This is a genomic window from Pseudomonas sp. IT-347P (assembly GCF_949768005.1).
In the GTDB taxonomy this organism is placed as follows: domain Bacteria; phylum Pseudomonadota; class Gammaproteobacteria; order Pseudomonadales; family Pseudomonadaceae; genus Aquipseudomonas.
The window spans coordinates 498,933-517,850 of sequence record NZ_CATKPQ010000011.1 but is presented as its reverse complement, the minus strand read 5'-3'; the positions used below and the strand labels follow the sequence as shown (position 1 = coordinate 517,850).

Sequence of the window (18,918 nt, the reverse complement as noted above, 5' to 3'; positions counted from 1 at the left end):
CACTTCCCTAAAACCAAGGTCTTGACGACGGAATCGGCCACGCTGCCCTCGCCTTCAGGACGCGGTGCGTGCAGCCGCAGATACGACCGGACAAACCGAGGTTGATTCACTGGCCACTATTGACCGTTTGTCGCCCCGCCCGCGCTGTCCGAGCAGCGGCGAAATGCCACCTATACTCCTTGCAACCTAGCCCCATGCAATGGATCTGCGCCCTCAATAACAACAAGCAGAGGTGGACCATGGTCTGGCAGCAAATCTATGACCCGTTCGGTAACCCGGTGATCTCCACGCTCATGGCCGCAGTGCCGGTAGTGGTGATGCTTGCGGCACTGGCGTTCTTTCACGTCAAGGCGCACATCGCGGCGCTATTGGCGCTGGCGTCCGCCCTGCTCATTTCGATCTTCGCCTTTGGCATGCCGGCGAGCATGGCTGGCTCCGCGGCGCTGTTCGGTGCGGCGAATGGCCTGCTGCCGATCGGCTGGATCGTCCTCAACATTATCTTTCTGCATCGCCTGACCACCGAGAACGGTTCGTTCAAAGTGCTGCAGGATTCCCTCGCGCGGATCACCGATGATCGCCGTTTGCAGTTGCTGCTGATCGCGTTCTGCTTCGGGGCGTTTTTCGAAGGCGCGGCAGGCTTCGGCACGCCGGTAGCGGTGACCGGGGCGATTCTGATCGGGTTGGGGTTTTCGCCGCTGGCCGCGTCCGGTCTGGCGTTGATCGCCAACACCGCGCCGGTGGCATTCGGCGCACTGGGTACGCCGATCATCACGCTGGCCAAAGTCACCGGGCTGGATGAAATGGAGTTGTCGATGATGGTCGGGCGACAGCTGCCGTTCTTCTCGGTGCTGGTGCCGTTCTGGTTGATCTGGGCGTTCGCCGGGTGGCGCAAGATGCTCGAGATCTGGCCGGCGATTCTGGTGGCCGGCGTCAGCTTCGCGATCCCGCAATTTCTGGTGTCGAACTACCACGGCCCAATGTTGGTCGACGTGATCGCCGCGCTGATTTCCATGGCCTGTCTGACGCTGTTTTTGAAGGTGTGGAAACCGGCGACCATTCACACCTCGGCGGCGCTGTCAGGCCGGGTCGACAACTCCAGAGTCGAGGAAGAAAAAGTCACTGCCAGCGCCGCGTTCAGCGATCAGGCGCGACCGGCGGTGATGCGTGCGTGGATGCCGTGGATCATCCTCACCGTGTTTGTATTTGCCTGGGGTACGCAGGGTTTCAAGAACATGTTCGACACCCGTCCGGCGATTGACCCGGTCACCCAGTCAGCCAAGGTTGATCCGCAAGGCAAACCGCTGCGTGAGGCCAACCCGATTTTCGCCCCGGCAGTGACGTTCACCAGCCTGCACCTGCAAATCGAGAAAGTCCCTCCCGTGGTGGCCGCGCCGAAAGCGGAAGAAGCGGTGTACAAATTTACCTGGCTGACTGCCACCGGGAGCGGGATTCTGCTGGCAGCGATTGTTGGCGGCCTGCTGATGGGCTATTCGATTCCGCAACTGATCAAACAATACCTGCGCACATTATGGGTGGTGCGGTTTTCGCTGATCACCATTGCGGCGATGCTGGCGCTGGGGTTTCTCACGCGCTACTCGGGACTCGACGCGACCATGGGCCTGGCGTTTGCCGCGACGGGGATTTTCTACCCGATGTTCGGCACGCTGCTCGGTTGGCTGGGCGTGGCGTTGACCGGGTCGGATACCGCGTCGAACGTGCTGTTTGGTGGTCTGCAGCGGGTCACCTCGGAACAGCTCGGAATCAGTCCGGTACTGATGGCGGCGGCGAACAGCTCCGGCGGGGTGATGGGCAAAATGGTCGATGCGCAATCGATCGTGGTCGCCTCCACCGCGACCCGCTGGTACGGGCACGAGGGCGAGATTCTGCGCTATGTGTTCTTCCACTCGATTGTGCTGGCGATTCTGGTCGGCGGGCTGGTGACGTTGCAGGCGTATGTCGCGCCGTTTACCTCGATGGTGGTGGGCTCGCATTAGCCAGGTACACCCCATTCCCCTGTGGGAGCGAGCTTGCTCGCGAAGGCGTCCGTTCAGTCAGTGAAGAGGTTGAATGTGCCGGCCTCTTCGCGAGCAAGCTCGCTCCCACAGGGTTCAGGTTTTTAGTGAGGTGGTGGTTACAGCGCAGATCCCTGTAGGCCTTCGCTTGCTCGCGATAGCGGTAGACCTGTGAACGATATGGCGACTGGCACACCGCTATCGCGAGCAGGCGAAGGCCTACAGGGGATTGTGTCGTATAGACGATTAATGAGCTGTGCGCATAACTCTATAGCGCAAATCCGACAAAACCTTTTCCTCTCTCTGGCAGTCACTCCTTAACGAGACCGGCGATGACGCTGGCTGCCCGTTTGGGCCATCCACGACCCTGCTGCCCTGATGAAGAGAGAAAAGGAATCGAACCATGACGATTTCCCGACGCAGATTTCTGATCCTCGGCGCCGTGACCGCCACCGCCTTCGCGATGCCACCGTTTATCAGCCTCAAGGCCTACGCGGCCAATCTGGAGCAACCGGCCATGAGCAAAGTGACGATCAACGTCAACGGCAAGCCGCGCGCGCTTGACGTCGACACCCGCACCACCCTGCTTGATGCCCTGCGCGAACACCTGCAGCTGACCGGCACTAAAAAAGGCTGCGACCACGGCCAGTGCGGCGCCTGTACGGTGATCGCCGATGGCCGACGCATCAATTCTTGCCTGACCTTGGCGGTGATGCACGAAGGCAGTGAGATCACCACCATCGAGGGCCTCGGCATGCCCGACCATCTGCACCCGATGCAGGCCGCGTTCATCAAGCACGACGGTTATCAGTGTGGCTATTGCACGCCGGGGCAAATCTGCTCGGCGGTAGCGGTGATCAAAGAGATCCGCGACGGCATCCCCAGTCACGTCAGCCCCAGCCTTACCGAACCGCCGAAGCTTGTTGCCGCCGAATTGCAGGAACGCATGAGCGGTAACATCTGCCGCTGCGGCGCCTACTCGAACATCATCGAAGCCATTACCGAAGTCGCGGAGGTGCCGGTATGAGAGCCTTCAACTACAGCCGCGCCGACTCCCCCGCCGCTGCCGCTGCGCAAGCCGCACAGGTCGAAGGCGCACGCTTCATCGCCGGCGGCACCAATCTGCTGGACTTGATGAAACTCGACATCGAAACCCCGCTGCATCTGATCGACGTCAATCATCTAGGGCTGGATCAGATCGAAGCCACGCCCGAGGGCGGTTTGCGCATCGGCGCGCTGGTGCGCAATACCGATCTGGCTGCCGATGCGCGCGTTCGCAAGGACTACGCCCTGCTCTCCCGCGCCTTGCTCGCCGGGGCTTCCGGACAGCTGCGCAATATGGCAAGCACCGCCGGCAACCTGCTGCAACGCACACGCTGCCCGTACTTCTACGACACCCATCAGGCTTGCAACAAACGCAATCCCGGCAGCGGTTGCGCGGCGATTGGCGGGGTCAGTCGGCAACTGGGCATCATTGGCGTCAGCGACGCGTGCATCGCCACCCACCCAAGCGACATGGCGATTGCCATGCGCGCGCTCGATGCGCAGATTGAAACGGTGAAACCCGACGGCACGACTCGCAACATCGCCATGGCTGATTTTCATCAATTGCCTGGCAACACGCCAAATATCGAAACCAGCCTCACGCCCGGCGAGTTCATCACCTCGGTAACACTCCCCGCGCCGGTCGGCGGCACCCACGTTTATCACAAGGTACGTGATCGTTCGTCCTACGCATTCGCGCTGGTGTCAGTCGGTCTGATCCTGCAAAAGGACGGCAGCGGCCGCGTTGCCGTCGGCGGTATCGCGCCGAAACCGTGGCGGGTTGAAGCGGCCGAAGCGCTGCTGCCAAAAGGCGCCAAAGCGGTCAGCGAACGTCTGCTCGACGGCGCCACACCGACCCACGACAACCAGTTCAAACTGACCCTGGTCGAGCGCACGCTCGGTTCGGTGTTGGCGCAAGCGAGGGATGAAGCATGAAATTCGACACGCCCGCCACCAGCAATCCGATCGACCGGTTGAAGGTTGTCGGCCAACCCACCGAGCGCATCGAAGGCCCGCTGAAGACCAGTGGCCAGGCCACGTATGCCTACGAGCAACATGAAGCGGCTGCCAATCAGGCTTACGGTGTCATGGTCGATGCGGCCATCGCCAAGGGGCGGATCAAAGCCATTCATCTGGACGAGGCGAAAGCGGCGCCGGGCGTGCTGGCGATTGTCACCGCCGAAAATGCCGGCAAGCTCGACAAGGGTCAATACAACGCAGCCCACCTGCTCGCCGGTCCCGACGTGCAGCATTATCAGCAGGCCGTCGCGCTGGTGGTCGCAGAGACCTTCGAACAGGCCCGTGCCGCCGCGCAACGGGTCAAGGTCGATTACGAAACCGTCGAAGGCAAGTTCGATCTGGCCAGCGTGAAAGACCTGGGCGTCGAGCCGAAAGACGAGTTGCCCGACGTCAATCATGGTGACTTCGACAAAGCCTTCGCCGCCGCGCCGGTGCAGTTCGATCAGACCTACACCACCCCGGACCAGTCCCACGCGATGATGGAACCTCATGCAACATTGGCGGCGTGGAAAGGCGATCAACTGACCGTGTGGACTTCCAATCAGATGGTTGCCTGGAGTGTCGGCGACATTGCGAAAACCCTCGGTTTACCGAAGGAAAACGTTCGTCTGGTCTCGCCGTATATCGGTGGCGGTTTCGGCGGCAAGCTGTTCATCCGCGCCGACGCGATCCTCGCCGCCCTCGGTGCGCGCATGGCTGGCCGCCCGGTGAAGGTGGCCCTCGCCCGCCCGCAGATGGCCAACAACACCACGCACCGTCCGGCGACGATTCAGCGCATCCGCATGGGCGCCACGGCCGACGGCAAGCTCACCGCCATCGCCCACGAAGGCTGGTCGGGCAACCTCGCCGACGGCAAGGTCGAACTCGCCGCACAACCGAGCCAGTTGCTTTACGCCGCTGAAAACCGTCGCGTGAGCATGCGTCTCGCGCCGCTCGATTTGCCCGAAGGCAACGCGATGCGTGCGCCGGGTGAAGCGCCAGGTTTGATGGTGTTGGAAATCGCCATGGACGAGATGGCCGAGCAACTGAAAATGGACCCGGTGCAGTTCCGCATTCTCAACGACACTCAGGTTGATCCGGTGAAGACGGAACGACCGTTTTCCCAGCGCCAATTGATCAAGTGCCTGCAGATGGGGGCGGAGAAATTCGGCTGGGATCAGCGCAAGGCTCAACCGGGCAGCCGACGCGAAGGTCGCTGGCTGATCGGCATGGGCGTGGCGGCGGCGTTTCGCAATAACTTGCTGGTCAAGTCTGGTGCCCGCGTTCGCCTGGAGCGTGACGGCAAGATCGTTGTGGAAACCGACATGACCGATATCGGCACCGGCAGCTACACGATCATCGCGCAGACTGCGGCCGAGATGATGGGCGTGGGCCTCGATGCTGTGGAGGTGCGGCTGGGTGATTCGAACTTTCCGGTGTCGGCCGGCTCTGGCGGTCAGTTCGGCGGTAACTGCTCGACCGCCGGCGTCTACGCCGCGTGCGTAAAACTGCGCGAAGCGGTGGCGAGCAAACTGGGGCTGGCGGTGGATCAGGCCGAGTTCGTCGATGGCCAAGTGCGCGTGGGCAGCAAGAGCGTGCCATTGCGCAACGCGGCTGAAGGCGGCGCGCTGGTCGGCGAGGACAGCATTGAGTTCGGTGATCTGGCCGAGAAGTATCAGCAGTCGACGTTCGGTACGCATTTCGTTGAAGTCGCCGTCGACGCTGCCACCGGTGAAGTCCGCGTGCGGCGCATGTTGGCGGTGTGTGCGGCGGGACGGATTCTCAACCCGACGTCGGCGCGCAGTCAGGTGATCGGCGCGATGACCATGGGCGTTGGTGCGGCGTTGATGGAAGAGCTGGCGGTGGACAAGAAGGTGGGCTTTTTCGTCAACCATGATCTGGCCGGGTATGAGGTGCCGGTGCATGCCGACATACCGCATCAGGAGGTGATTTTCCTCGATGAGACCGATCCGGTGTCTTCGCCGATGAAGGCCAAGGGTGTTGGTGAATTGGGGATTTGCGGGGTCAGTGCGGCGGTCGCGAATGCGATCTACAACGCTACGGGGGCGCGGGTACGGGAGTATCCGATTACCCTCGATAAAATTCTCTCTTCACTGCCGGAGATGATCTAAACGCCTGAAAAGAGCCCCTCACCCTAGCCCTCTCCCAAAGGGAGAGGGGACCGATCCGGGGATATTCGAGGGCTGCACCGACGTGAACGTCTTGCTGTGAATCCATAATCGATAGAGCCATTTCAGGTCGATGGATAGCGCTTTGCGGTGAATCCATAATCGACTCGGTCGCTCAGGTCGATGTATGACACAAGACACCTCGGTCGGCCCCCTCTCCCTCCGGGAGAGGGCTGGGGTGAGGGAAAAGCTTCACTCGGTTGACGGATACTGCTCATCACTCACCTGCTCCATCCAGTCCGCGACTTTGCCATCGAGCACTTCAGCAATGGCGATATGGCTCATCGCCGTGCTGGGCGCCGCACCATGCCAATGCTTGGCCCCCGGCGCAATCCACACCGTATCCCCAGGACGAATCTCACGAACCGGCTGCCCCCACTCCTGCACAAAACCGGAACCGGCCGTGACGATCAAGGTCTGCCCCAACGGATGCGTATGCCACGCGGTACGCGCGCCCGGCTCAAACGTCACCGTCGCACCACTGACCCGGGCTGCGTCGGTGCCCTTGAACGGCGCATCGACCCGCACAGTGCCCGTGAACCAATCCGCCGGGCCCTTGGCCGAGGGTTGCGAGCCATTCGGTGTGACGGTCACTCGTGGGGTTTCGTTGGCCTGCACCTCACCCGCCAACAGGGACAGGGTCAACGCAGAAGCGGCAATCGGGTTCATGGCGGTTCCTCCAGATAAACAATGCCACCACTCTACCGACACCAACTCTTCAGATAATCGACTAGAATTCGAAAAAACTTATGCAGGACAATCATCAATGCTGCGTGAAAACGCCACCGACCTCCTCGCCTTCCTCGCCGTCGCCCGCGAGCGCAGTTTCACCAAAGCGGCGGCCAAACTCGGCGTTTCGCAATCGGCGCTCAGTCACACGATTCGCGCGCTTGAAGCGCGTTTGGGCCTGCGCCTGCTGACCCGCACGACTCGCAGCGTCTCGCCCACCGAGGCCGGCGAACACTTGCTGCACACCATCGGACCACGCTTTGAAGAAATCGAACTCGAACTCGCGGCGCTCAGCAACCTGCGCGACACCCCGGCCGGCAAGATCCGCATCAGCGCCACCGACCACTCGCTGAACTGGCTGCTGCGCCCGGTGCTCAAGGATTTTCTGCCGCAGTACCCGGACATCACCATCGAGGTCTGCTGTGATTACGGTTTCGTCGACATCGCCGGCCAGGGTTTCGACGCTGGCGTGCGCCTGGGCGAAGACGTCGCGCAAGGCATGATCGCCACCCGCATCGGCCCCGACATGCGCATGGCGGTGGTGGGCTCACCCGCCTATTTCGCCAAGCGCAACCTGCCGCGAACGCCCCGCGATCTGACTGACCACGCCTGCAACAACCTGCGCCTGCCCACCAACGGCGGGTTGTACAGTTGGGAGTTCGAGAAGGATGGCGAAAGCCTGAAGGTGCGGGTTTCCGGGCAGATCACCCTCAACGGCGTCTACCCGTTGCTCGACGCTGCGCTGGACGGTTTCGGATTGAGCTACATCCCGCAAAACGTCGTCGCGCCGTATCTGGCCGAGGGCCGTTTGCTGCAGGTGCTTGAGGATTGGTGCCCGACGTTTGCCGGGTATCACCTGTATTACCCGAGCCGACGTCAGGCTGCGCCGGCGTTCGCGTTGTTGCTGGAGGCGTTGCGCTATCGCGGATGAGCGCCGTCCAGGGAATCGATTACCCCGCCAATGCAATCAACTGATGCCGCTGGGCGTCGGTGAGCATCGGCCCGAACCCGGCTTTTGCGTTATCGGCCATGTAGCGCGGATTGCCGGTGCCCGGAATTACGCACGTCACCGCTGGATGGGACAGCAGAAACTTCAACGCCAGTTGCGGCCAACTGTTGACCTGCACATCGGAAACCCAGCCCGGCAGCGGTTTGCCCTTGAGCCGCGCCAGCAGCCCCCCGCCACCGAACGGCCGATTACAGATCACCGCCACGCCGCGCTCGCGGCACAACGGCAGAATGCGTTTTTCTACGCCGCGATCATCGAGGGCGTAGTTGATTTGCAGAAAATCCAGTGGTTCGGCCTTCAGCACCGCTTCGACTTCCTCGTAGGCCGACGGCGTGTAATGGGTGATCCCGATGTAGCGGATGCGCCCCTGCGCTTTCCATTCGCGCAGGGTCGGCAGGTGGGTTTGCCAGTCGAGCAGATTGTGGATCTGCATCAGGTCGATGCGTTCGGTGCGCAGGAGGCTGAACGATTGCTCCATCTGCGCAATACCTTCCTTGCGCCCGCGCGTCCATACTTTGGTCGCCAGAAACGCCGGCGAACGCGGTTCGTGGATCGACAGCAGTTCACCCGTGGTTTGTTCGGCGCGGCCATACATCGGCGAACTGTCGATCAGCGTGCCGCCTTTGGTGAACAGCTCATCCAGCACCGCTGGCAATTGCCGGTAGGCCGGATCGCCGGGTGCGACATCGAAACCGCGATAGGTGCCCAGGCCGACAATGGGCAGCGACTCGGCACTGGACGGGATGGCGCGGGTCTGCATGGTTTGGCCTCCGGTGGTCGCGGGCGTGGTGGATGTGGCCAACGCCCGATCAAAGGTGAAGACCGCCGAAACCCCGGCAGCCAGCGTGAGCAATCGGCGACGGGAGCAACCCTCAGTGTGGCTCATGCTGGTTCCCCTGCTGCGTGGTTCTGTTGCCGGTTGTGTGGGTGAGCGGCCCGGTGGCAGCGCTGGACTACACTGCGACAGCCATCTCTCACACACCGTTAAAAGTAGCCGAATGTCCCGAACCCTGATGTCACTCGTCGCATTGATCGTTGCCGCATACCTAGTGCTGTGCGCGGCGCTGTTTTTTTTTCAACGCTCGCTGATCTATTTTCCGCAGCCCAATGTCATCAACAGCGCCGATTCACGGATGACACTGGCGATGCCGGACGCGCAGGTTTCAGTGGTCACCCGCGAGCGCGCAGGGCCACGGGCGCTGATCTACTTCGGCGGCAATGCCGAGGACGTGTCGCGCAATCTGCCGGAGTTTGCCGAGGCGTTCCCCGATTACGCGGTGTATTTGCTCAACTACCGTGGTTTCGGTGGCAGCGGCGGCTCCCCGTCCGAGGCGGCGATTGCCGAGGATGCGCTGGCGCTGTTCGATCAGGTCTACGCCAGCCATCCGCAGGTTGCGGTGATCGGGCGCAGTCTCGGTTCTGGTGTGGCGATACGTCTGGCCAGTCAGCGGCCGGTGCAGCAGCTGATTCTGGTGACGCCTTACAACGGTCTCGGAGAAATCGCGGCGCGGCAGTATCCGTGGGTGCCCGTGCAGTGGATGCTCAAGGACCGCTTCGAATCCGGCAAGTACGCCGCGCATATCCGCGTGCCGACGTTGTTACTGGCAGCGAGTGATGACGAGGTGATTCCGCGCGCCAGCACCCAGCGTTTGCTGGAGAATTTCCCGCAAGGCCTGGCGGTGCTGCGGGTGGTGCCGGATTCGGGGCATAACTCGATTTCGGACCGCGCGCAGTATTTGCAGTGGATGGGAGATGTGTTGAATCGCTGATTCGATTGAGTTCAAGGATTTTGGTGGTGTTGCAACTGGCCTCTTCGCGGGCAAGCCCGCTCCCACAGTGGGCAGTGTTGTGCACAAATATTGCGAACGACATCAGACCCTGTGGGAGCGGGCTTGCCCGCGAAGAGGCCAGCAATGACACCATGAAATCCAACCGATCACCCGCGCTTCGTCTACCCGACAATAATCTCACCGTCGCCCTTTGAACCAAGTCCCGAATCCCCAGTCCTACCCGCGCCGCTTTCTGCGGCTCACTCAACTTTTGCGCTGTCCCCCTTCAGAGCTGCCCGTCTCATGCGCCACGCCGTTCGTTCGTCTCGCTTCGTTTCGCTGTGCCTGCTGATCCTTTCACCCCTGTTCGCTGCAACCGCCCATGCCGGTGCGGAGCGGCAACTGGTCGCCGCCATCAACGACTATCGCGCCCATCCGCAGCGCTGTGATCGACGCCCGGCGCAGCGCCTGGCGCCGTTGGCGCTGAAGTCGAACCTGGCCTTGCCGATCGGTTACCGCTATGCCGGTGGCATGCGTGAAGTATTGAAGTCGTCCGGTTATTCCGCCATCGCGGTGCGCAGTATTCGCGTGACCGGGGCCGAGGACGCCGAAGAGGCTTTCGACCTGCTGCAAGACGAGCACTGCGCCGCGCTGCTGGATGCGAGCTACGCCGATATCGGCGTCAGTCGTTCGCGCAATGAATGGCAAGTGGTGTTGGCGCAACCGGTGCTCGACAGCCGCGTTGGCGATAACAGCAGCGTCGGCAAGGCGCTGCTTGCCGAGGTGAACGCCGCCCGCGCCCGCCCACGGATGTGCGGACGCCAGCGCTTCGCCGCCGCCCGGCCATTAAGCTGGAACGCCGCGCTGGGCGCCGCCGCACAGGGGCACAGCAAAGCCATGGCTTACGGCAACTACTTCTCCCACCGCGACCCGGACGGCGACCTGCCTGCCGATCGTGCCCGCGCGGCCGGTTATCGCGGTCGGCAGATCGGCGAAAACATTGCCGCTGGGCAGAGTTCACCGGGCAAGGCCATGGCCGGATGGCTGGCCAGTCCCGGGCATTGCGCCAACCTGATGAACCCGATGTTCACCCAGGTCGGCGCCGGGTTTGCCAGTGAGGCACGTAGCGATGAAGGGGTTTACTGGACGATGGTGTTTGGCGCCCAGTGACCGACCGTTGTGCCGATTGAAGATTCGTCAGCGACGATTTCGTTTTGTGTGCCGTCAGAACAAATCGCCGCCTTCGGCAGCCGTTGCACAGGCTGTGTGTTGTCCCTGCAGGCGTTGCCGAAGACAGCGATCTCTGCCCTTCACGCCGCCGCTTGACTGCCGGCCACCATCGCCGACGCCGCCAGCATCGCGCGCAACAACACCGCACACCCCGCCGCCAGATCATCCGGTGCGGCGTTCTCGATTTCGTTATGGCTGATGCCGCCTTCGCACGGCACAAAGATCATCCCGGCCGGGCCGAGTTCGGCGAGGAAAATCGCGTCATGCCCGGCGCCGCTGACGATGTCCATGTGCGACAGACCCAGCCCTTTCGCCGCGCCGCGCACCGCATCCACGCAGCCTTTTTCGAAGTACAACGGCGGGAAATCGGCGGTCGGGGTCAGTTCATAGGTCAGGCCATGTTCTTCGCACGTGGCGTCGATGACTTGCTTTACTTCAGCGATCATCGAGTCCAGCCGCGCCGGTTCCAGGTGACGAAAATCGAGGGTCATGCGCACTTCGCCGGGAATGACGTTGCGCGAGCCGGGATAGGCTTGCAGGCAACCGACGGTGCCGCAGGCATGGGGTTGGTGACCGAGGGCAGCGCGGTTGACCGCACCGACGATTACCGAGGCGCCGACCAGCGCGTCTTTACGCAGGTGCATCGGCGTCGGGCCGGCATGCGCCTCGACGCCGCGCAGCTTGAGATCGAACCACTTCTGCCCCAGTGCACCGAGCACCACGCCGATGGTTTTCTGTTCGTCTTCAAGGATCGGGCCTTGTTCGATGTGCGCCTCGAAATAGGCGCCGACCTGATGCCCGCTGACCTTGCGCGGGCCGGCATAGCCGATGGCGTTGAGCGCTTCGCCCACGGTGACGCCGTCGGCATCGACTTTGGCCAGGGTTTCTTCGAGGGTGAATTTCTCCGCAAACACGCCGGAGCCCATCATGCACGGAGCGAAACGCGAGCCTTCCTCGTTGGTCCAGACCACCACTTCCAGCGGCGCCTCGGTTTCCACGCCGAGGTCATTGAGCGTGCGCAGGACTTCCACGCCGGCGAGCACGCCGAAGCAACCGTCGAACTTGCCGCCAGTGGGCTGGGTGTCGATGTGGCTGCCGGTCATCACCGGCGGCAGGTCGGGATTGCGTCCGGGGCGACGGGCGAAGATATTGCCGACGGCATCGACCGTGACGCTGCATCCGGCGTCCTTGCACCATTGCACGAACAGGTCGCGGGCCTGGCGGTCGAGATCGGTCAGGGCCAGGCGACAGACCCCGCCCTTGACCGTGGCGCCAAGCTTGGCCAGCTCCATGAGCGAGGCCCACAGGCGATCGCGGTTGATGTGCTGATGGCTCGATTGCAGAACGTCTACGGCTGCGTTCATGGGGATCTCCTCAGGCTGCTTTTCTTATGAGTTTCTTCAGATACATCTCTGCCGCAAGTGAGGCCGTCTTCGCGAGCAAGCTCGCTCCCACACTTGGAATGCGTACCCCTGTGGGAGCGAGCTTGCTCGCGAAGAGACCTGCATTCACACCGCAGATTTCACTACTGACGGACTAGCGCGCATCACGCACAACCCGTAATAAATAATCCCGCCCAGCGCCGAGCCGGTGAACCAGCCGTAGCTGTAGAACCAGCTGAACGCATCGCTGCCCAGCGACAGCAAGGTCAGCACCACCGGCACGCCAAAAGCGAGGAACCCGGCCCAGTTCCACGCCGGATACACGTCATCACGGTACAAACCAGCCAAATCCAGTTGCTGCTTCTTGATCAGGAAATAGTCCACCACCATGATCCCGGCGATCGGCCCGAGCAGGCTCGAATAGCCCAGCAGCCAGTTGGAATACACGGTTTCCAGGCTCACATCGGAAACGATCAGACCGAGTTTTTTCAGCAGTTCATGGCCCATCAACAACAACCCGACCAACCCGGTGAGCAACACCGCTTTGGTGCGGTTGATGACCTTGGGCGCGATGTTCTGGAAGTCGTTGGTCGGCGAAACAATGTTCGCCGCCGTGTTGGTCGACAGCGTGGCGATGATGATCAGCGCCATGGCCACCGCGACCCACACCGGGCTCTGGATATGACCGATCAGACTGACCGGATCGGAAACAGTCACGCCGACCAGCTTCACCGACGCAGCCGTCATGATCACGCCGAGCGAGGCGAACAGAAACATGGTCAGCGGCAGGCCGAAAATCTGCCCGAGAATCTGGTCTTTCTGGCTCTTGGCGTAACGGCTGAAGTCAGGAATGTTCAGCGACAACGTCGCCCAGAAACCGACCATCGCGGTCAGCCCGGCAGCGAAGTAACTGACCACACTGGCGCCTTCTGGACGTTTCGGTGGAATCGCCAGTAGCTCGGTCATCGACACATTGGGCATCGCCCACACCAAAAGGCCGATGCCAACCGCCACCAGCAACGGCGCGGACAAGGTTTCCAGCCACTTGATCGACTCGGCGCCACGAATCACTACCCACAGGTTCAGCGCCCAGAAAATCATGAAGCCGATCACCTCCCCGGTTCCGCCGAGGGATTTCCAGCCCTCGAACACCGAGCCGAGAAACAGGTGAATCGCCAAGCCGCCAAACATTGTTTGAATGCCGAACCAGCCACACGCCACCAGCGCACGGATCAGGCACGGCACGTTGGAACCGAGAATGCCGAACGACGAGCGCAGCAACACGGGAAAGGGAATGCCGTACTTGGTGCCGGGAAACGCATTCAGCGTGAGCGGAATCAGCACGATGACGTTGGCAAACAGAATCGCCAGCAGCGCTTCACCGACCGTCAGGCCAAAGTAGGCGGTGAGCACGCCGCCAAGGGTGTAGGTCGGCACACAGATCGACATACCGACCCACAGCGCGGTGATGTGCCATTTGTTCCAGGTTCGTTCGCGCACCTTGGTCGGTGCCATGTCGTGGTTGTAACGGGGACTGTCGAGGACGTCGCTGCCGGCTTCAAGCTCGAACAAGCCGTCGCGCTCGGTCACTTGCGATCTGATCTGTTGCATGGCCGCTCCACTGTTTTTCTGATTATTTTTTTGCTCATCAGGCGGCTGGCGCTCAAAGCGCGAGCCGGACGATGGCCGGAGGAACTGACAACTTTCGTGCACCGGCCATGGTGTCAGCGGCGGCATCAATAAACGTGCCGGGTGCCCCGCTTGCGCATCGGGCCGTGCTTTAAACGCTTTGCAACTTTCTGATATTTATCAGTTTTAATTATTTACCTAATGGGTCCACAGAAACTTGTCTGGGTGCTCAGGCTAAACACTTGGCAAGTTGTCCGAACAGACAGGACTCAATCTGGTGCACTGCATTTATTTTCATCGTGAGCGAGCAACCGCAGCTCAACTTCAAGCGGCTGATTTCACATAGGAAATCTTGCTCATATTTCCATCCTGTCAAGTGCGTCAAAATGGTGAGCAGCCTCACCATTTTGGTGATTTGAACGTTTTTTCCTTATTTTTCAAACACTTAAAACAGTCATAAGCTTATAAAAAATAATCTTGATCTATTGCAACTCTGCGACTAGCTTCTATTCCTGACAGCACTGACAGGAATACGACCTGCTGTGCCGTACATCAATAAAACATCTAGAACCGACACAAGTCGGTCATGCCTGCGAGGAACTCGGAATGTCTCTGTTGATCCGTGGCGCCACCGTTGTTACCCATGATGAAAGTTATCGCGCCGACGTCTATTGCGCCGACGGCGTGATCAAAGCCATCGGTGAAAACCTTGATGTTCCCGCCGGCGCCGAAGTGCTCGACGGCAGCGGTCAATACCTGATGCCCGGCGGCATCGATCCGCACACCCACATGCAACTGCCGTTCATGGGCACTGTGGCCAGTGAGGATTTCTACAGTGGCACGGCGGCGGGTCTGGCCGGCGGCACCACGTCGATCATCGATTTTGTGATTCCCAATCCGCAGCAGTCGCTGATGGAAGCGTTTCATCAATGGCGCGGCTGGGCGGAAAAATCCGCATCCGACTATGGCTTCCACGTCGCGATCACCTGGTGGAGCGAGCAGGTGCGTGAGGAAATGGCCGAGCTGGTCAGCCATCACGGGATCAACAGCTTCAAGCATTTCATGGCCTACAAGAACGCGATCATGGCCGCCGACGACACGCTGGTGGCGAGTTTCGAGCGTTGCCTGGAACTCGGCGCCGTGCCAACGGTGCACGCGGAAAACGGCGAGCTGGTCTATCACCTGCAACGCAAGTTGATGGCCCAGGGCATCACCGGGCCGGAGGCGCATCCGCTGTCGCGTCCGTCGCAGGTTGAAGGTGAGGCGGCGAGCCGGGCGATTCGTATCGCTGAAACCATCGGCACACCGCTGTACCTGGTGCACGTCTCGACCAAGGAGGCCCTCGACGAAATCACCTATGCGCGCAGCAAGGGTCAACCGGTGTACGGCGAAGTGCTCGCCGGCCATTTGTTGCTCGACGACAGCGTCTACCAACACCCGGACTGGCAAACCGCCGCCGGTTATGTGATGAGCCCGCCGTTCCGTCCGCGTGGTCATCAGGAAGCACTGTGGCACGGACTGCAAAACGGCAATCTGCACACCACCGCGACCGACCATTGCTGCTTCTGCGCGGAGCAGAAAGCCGCCGGACGCGATGACTTCAGCAAGATTCCCAACGGCACCGCCGGCATCGAAGATCGCATGGCGGTGCTGTGGGACGAAGGCGTCAACAGTGGGCGGTTGTCGATGCAGGATTTCGTCGCCCTCACTTCCACCAACACCGCGAAGATCTTCAACCTGTATCCGCGCAAAGGCGCGATTCGCGTCGGCGCCGATGCCGACCTGGTGCTGTGGGATCCGCAAGGCACCCGCACCATCTCCGCCAAGACCCACCATCAGCAGGTGGACTTCAACATCTTCGAAGGCAAGACCGTACGCGGTGTACCGAGCCATACCGTCAGCCAGGGCCGGGTGGTCTGGGCCGATGGTGACCTGCGCGCCGAGCGTGGGGCCGGGCGGTATATCGAACGGCCGGCGTATCCGGCGGTGTTTGATTTGCTGAGCAAGCGGGCTGAGCAACATAAGCCAGTTGCTGTGAAACGCTGAAATCCAGGCCTTCGGCCTTCGCGAGCAAGCTCGCTCCCACAGGGGAATGCATTCCAAATGTGGGAGCGAGCTTGCTCGCGAAGAGGCCATCCCGAACGCCACAAAAACCACTGCCCGATAGAGGCAGAGAACCTCAATAACCGTGAGGCACAAAACCGTGATCGAGACCCTGAACCATCTCCCCCACCCGCACGAAAGTGCGGCCGCCCTCGCCGGGCATTTCACCGATCTGGCGCCGCCGCTCAACGATCGGCAGGCGCATCTGGAAGCCTCGCGCTGCCTGTATTGCTATGACGCGCCGTGCGTGAATGCATGCCCGAGCGAGATCGACATCCCGTCATTTATCCGCAACATTCATCAGGACAACGTCCCTGGCGCGGCGCAGAAAATCCTTTCGGCGAACATCCTCGGCGGCAGTTGCGCGCGGGTCTGCCCCACCGAAATCCTTTGCCAGCAAGCCTGTGTGCGCAACAACGCGCAGGAATGCGCGCCGGTGCTGATCGGCCTGTTGCAACGCTACGCCGTCGACAATGCACACTTCACTGAACACCCATTCCAGCGCGCGGCTGCTACCGGCAAACGCATCGCCGTGGTCGGTGCCGGGCCGGCCGGTTTGTCCTGCGCCCATCGCAGTGCCATGCACGGACATGACGTGGTGATTTTCGAAGCACGGGAGAAGGCTGGCGGCCTCAATGAATACGGAATCGCCAAGTACAAACTGGTCGACGACTACGCGCAGAAGGAACTGGATTTCCTCCTGCAGATCGGCGGCATCGAGATTCGTCATGGGCAGAGGCTGGGGGAGAATCTGACGCTAAGTGAACTGCATCAGCAGTTCGACGCGGTGTTCCTCGGCCTCGGCCTCAACGCCAGCAAGCAACTCGGCCTGCCCCACGAAGACGCGCCGGGCCTGCTTGCCGCCACCGATTACATTCGCGAACTGCGCCAGGCCGATGACCTCACGCAACTGCCGCTGGCCGAACGCTGCATCGTCCTCGGCGCCGGTAACACCGCGATCGACATGGCCGTGCAAATGGCCCGCCTCGGCGCCCGCGACGTCAATCTGGTCTACCGCCGTGGCGCCGCCGACATGGGCGCCACCGGCCATGAGCAGGACATTGCCAAAGCCAATCAGGTACGCCTGCTGACCTGGGCGCAACCGGAGGAAGTCTTGCTCGACGATCAGGGCCACGTGCGCGGCATGCGTTTCGCCCGTACCGATCTGGTCGACGGTCGCCTGCAAACCACCGGCGAGACCTTCGAACTGGCCGCTGACGCGATCTTCAAGGCCATCGGCCAGGCCTTCGACGGCAGCGCCCTCGCCGACCCATTGGCGCGCGAACTCAAACGTCAGGGTGAGCGGATTCAGGTCGACGAAAACCTGCGCACCAGCATCCCCGGCGTGTATGCCGGCGGCGACTGCACCAGCCTCGATCAGGACCTGACCGTACAAGCCGTGCAGCACGGCAAACGCGCCGCCGAGGCGATCAATGCTCAACTGATGCTTAACGTGGAGGCTGCGTAAATGGCCGATCTGTCGATTGTCTTCGCTGGCATCAAAGCGCCGAATCCGTTCTGGCTGGCCTCCGCGCCGCCGACCGACAAAGCCTACAACGTGGTCCGCGCCTTCGAGGCGGGCTGGGGTGGCGTGGTCTGGAAAACCCTCGGTGAGGACCCGGCAGCGGTCAACGTGTCGTCGCGTTACTCGGCGCACTACGGCAATAACCGTGAAGTGCTGGGCATCAACAACATCGAGCTGATCACCGACCGTTCGCTGGAGATCAACCTGCGCGAAATCACTCAGGTGAAGAAGGACTGGCCGGACCGCGCGCTGATCGTTTCGCTGATGGTGCCGTGCGTCGAGGAGTCGTGGAAACACATCCTGCCGCTGGTGGAAGCCACCGGCGCTGACGGGATCGAGCTGAATTTCGGCTGCCCCCACGGCATGCCCGAACGCGGCATGGGCGCGGCGGTCGGTCAGGTGCCGGAGTACGTCGAGCAAGTCACGCGCTGGTGCAAGACTTATTGCTCGCTGCCGGTGATCGTCAAACTGACGCCGAACATCACCGACATCCGCGTCGCCGCCCGCGCGGCCCATCGTGGTGGCGCGGATGCGGTGTCGCTGATCAATACGATCAACTCGATCACCAGCGTCGACCTCAAACACATGGTCGCCCTGCCCACCGTCGGCAGCAAAAGCACCCACGGCGGCTACTGCGGCTCGGCGGTGAAGCCAATTGCGTTGAACATGGTCGCCGAGATTGCCCGCGATCCAGAAACTCAGGGCTTGCCGATCTGCGGGATTGGCGGCATCGGCAGTTGGCGCGATGCCGCAGAATTCATGGCGCTGGGCAGCGGCGCGGTGCAGGTGTGCACGGCGGCGATGTTGCATGGGTTCCGCATTGTCGAGGAGATGAAGGACGGACTGTCGCGGTGGATGGACAGCCAGGGCTATGCCAGCATCAGTGAGTTTTCCGGGCGTGCGGTGGGCAATACCACCGACTGGAAGTACCTCGATATCAACTATCAGGTGATCGCGAAGATTGATCAGGACGCGTGCATTGGTTGCGGGCGTTGCCACATTGCTTGCGAGGACACCTCACACCAGGCGATCAGCAGTCTCAAACGGGCGGACGGCACGCATCAATATGAAGTGATTGATGAGGAGTGTGTGGGCTGCAATCTGTGTCAGATCACTTGCCCGGTGGCGGATTGCATCGAGATGGTGCCGATGGAGACGGGCAAGCCGTTTCTGGACTGGAATCATGATCCCAGGAATCCGTATCACGTTGCAGTCTGAATCGGGGGCTGATCCTGAAAAGCCCTCACCCTAACCCTCTCCCAAAGGGAGAGGGGACTGATTGGGGGATGCTGCGAAAC

Annotated in this window: 14 protein-coding genes; 10 read left to right on the top strand and 4 right to left on the bottom strand. The window is 61.5% G+C overall.

The genetic code is table 11. The annotated features are described in order from the left end of the window. The first annotated feature begins 239 nt into the window (after positions 1–239). From ACM6IV_RS06340 to paoC, 4 genes are all read left to right on the top strand, one after another. The gene (locus ACM6IV_RS06340) at positions 240–1,994 is read left to right on the top strand and encodes an L-lactate permease (RefSeq protein WP_414869195.1); all 1,755 of its coding nucleotides are present in this window, start codon (positions 240–242) and stop codon (positions 1,992–1,994) included. 421 nt (positions 1,995–2,415) lie between these two features. Then, positions 2,416–3,039, top strand: a complete 624-nt coding sequence (gene paoA / locus ACM6IV_RS06335) for an aldehyde dehydrogenase iron-sulfur subunit PaoA (protein WP_414869194.1) — start codon at positions 2,416–2,418, stop codon at positions 3,037–3,039. Beyond that, a complete protein-coding gene (locus ACM6IV_RS06330; RefSeq protein WP_414869193.1) occupies positions 3,036–3,992 on the top strand; it encodes an FAD binding domain-containing protein in 957 nt (318 codons plus the stop codon). Before paoA ends, ACM6IV_RS06330 begins: the two co-directional genes overlap by 4 nt. Then, positions 3,989–6,187, top strand: a complete 2,199-nt coding sequence (paoC, locus tag ACM6IV_RS06325) for an aldehyde oxidoreductase molybdenum-binding subunit PaoC (protein ID WP_414869192.1) — start codon at positions 3,989–3,991, stop codon at positions 6,185–6,187. The genes ACM6IV_RS06330 and paoC overlap by 4 nt, the downstream gene beginning before the upstream one ends. Positions 6,188–6,436: 249 nt before the next feature. Here the strand turns inward: paoC and ACM6IV_RS06320 are convergent, their stop codons facing one another. Beyond that, positions 6,437–6,913: a cupin domain-containing protein gene (locus ACM6IV_RS06320; RefSeq protein ID WP_414869191.1), complete on the bottom strand. Its 477-nt coding sequence runs from the start codon at positions 6,911–6,913 to the stop codon at positions 6,437–6,439. Positions 6,914–7,010: 97 nt separating this feature from the next. On the opposite strand from ACM6IV_RS06320, the gene ACM6IV_RS06315 reads away from it, so the two are divergent. Further along, positions 7,011–7,904 (top strand): LysR family transcriptional regulator, encoded by an 894-nt coding sequence (locus ACM6IV_RS06315; RefSeq protein WP_414869190.1) that lies wholly within the window; start codon positions 7,011–7,013, stop codon positions 7,902–7,904. Between the two features lie 19 nt (positions 7,905–7,923). Here the strand turns inward: ACM6IV_RS06315 and ACM6IV_RS06310 are convergent, their stop codons facing one another. Beyond that, positions 7,924–8,868 (bottom strand): aldo/keto reductase, encoded by a 945-nt coding sequence (locus tag ACM6IV_RS06310; protein ID WP_414869189.1) that lies wholly within the window; start codon positions 8,866–8,868, stop codon positions 7,924–7,926. A 112-nt stretch (positions 8,869–8,980) separates the two neighbouring features. On the opposite strand from ACM6IV_RS06310, the gene ACM6IV_RS06305 reads away from it, so the two are divergent. Together ACM6IV_RS06305 and ACM6IV_RS06300 are read left to right on the top strand one after the other, a co-directional pair. Beyond that, positions 8,981–9,751 carry an alpha/beta hydrolase gene (locus tag ACM6IV_RS06305; protein ID WP_414869188.1) on the top strand — a complete coding sequence of 257 codons (771 nt, stop codon included), beginning with the start codon at positions 8,981–8,983 and terminating at the stop codon, positions 9,749–9,751. A 303-nt stretch (positions 9,752–10,054) separates the two neighbouring features. Next, a complete protein-coding gene (locus tag ACM6IV_RS06300) occupies positions 10,055–10,921 on the top strand; it encodes a CAP domain-containing protein (RefSeq protein ID WP_414869187.1) in 867 nt (288 codons plus the stop codon). A gap of 140 nt (positions 10,922–11,061) precedes the next feature. On the opposite strand, the gene ACM6IV_RS06295 is transcribed toward ACM6IV_RS06300, so the two are convergent. Together ACM6IV_RS06295 and ACM6IV_RS06290 are read right to left on the bottom strand one after the other, a co-directional pair. Further along, positions 11,062–12,345 (bottom strand): Zn-dependent hydrolase, encoded by a 1,284-nt coding sequence (locus ACM6IV_RS06295; protein ID WP_414869186.1) that lies wholly within the window; start codon positions 12,343–12,345, stop codon positions 11,062–11,064. Between the two features lie 144 nt (positions 12,346–12,489). Continuing rightward, positions 12,490–13,974: an NCS1 family nucleobase:cation symporter-1 gene (locus tag ACM6IV_RS06290; RefSeq protein WP_414869185.1), complete on the bottom strand. Its 1,485-nt coding sequence runs from the start codon at positions 13,972–13,974 to the stop codon at positions 12,490–12,492. A 624-nt stretch (positions 13,975–14,598) separates the two neighbouring features. On the opposite strand from ACM6IV_RS06290, the gene hydA reads away from it, so the two are divergent. From hydA to preA, 3 genes are all read left to right on the top strand, one after another. Further along, a complete protein-coding gene (gene hydA, locus ACM6IV_RS06285) occupies positions 14,599–16,038 on the top strand; it encodes a dihydropyrimidinase (RefSeq protein ID WP_414869184.1) in 1,440 nt (479 codons plus the stop codon). A 157-nt stretch (positions 16,039–16,195) separates the two neighbouring features. Continuing rightward, positions 16,196–17,563: an NAD(P)-dependent oxidoreductase gene (locus ACM6IV_RS06280; protein WP_414869183.1), complete on the top strand. Its 1,368-nt coding sequence runs from the start codon at positions 16,196–16,198 to the stop codon at positions 17,561–17,563. Continuing rightward, positions 17,564–18,838 (top strand): NAD-dependent dihydropyrimidine dehydrogenase subunit PreA, encoded by a 1,275-nt coding sequence (gene preA, locus ACM6IV_RS06275; protein ID WP_414869182.1) that lies wholly within the window; start codon positions 17,564–17,566, stop codon positions 18,836–18,838. Positions 18,839–18,918: the final 80 nt, after the last annotated feature.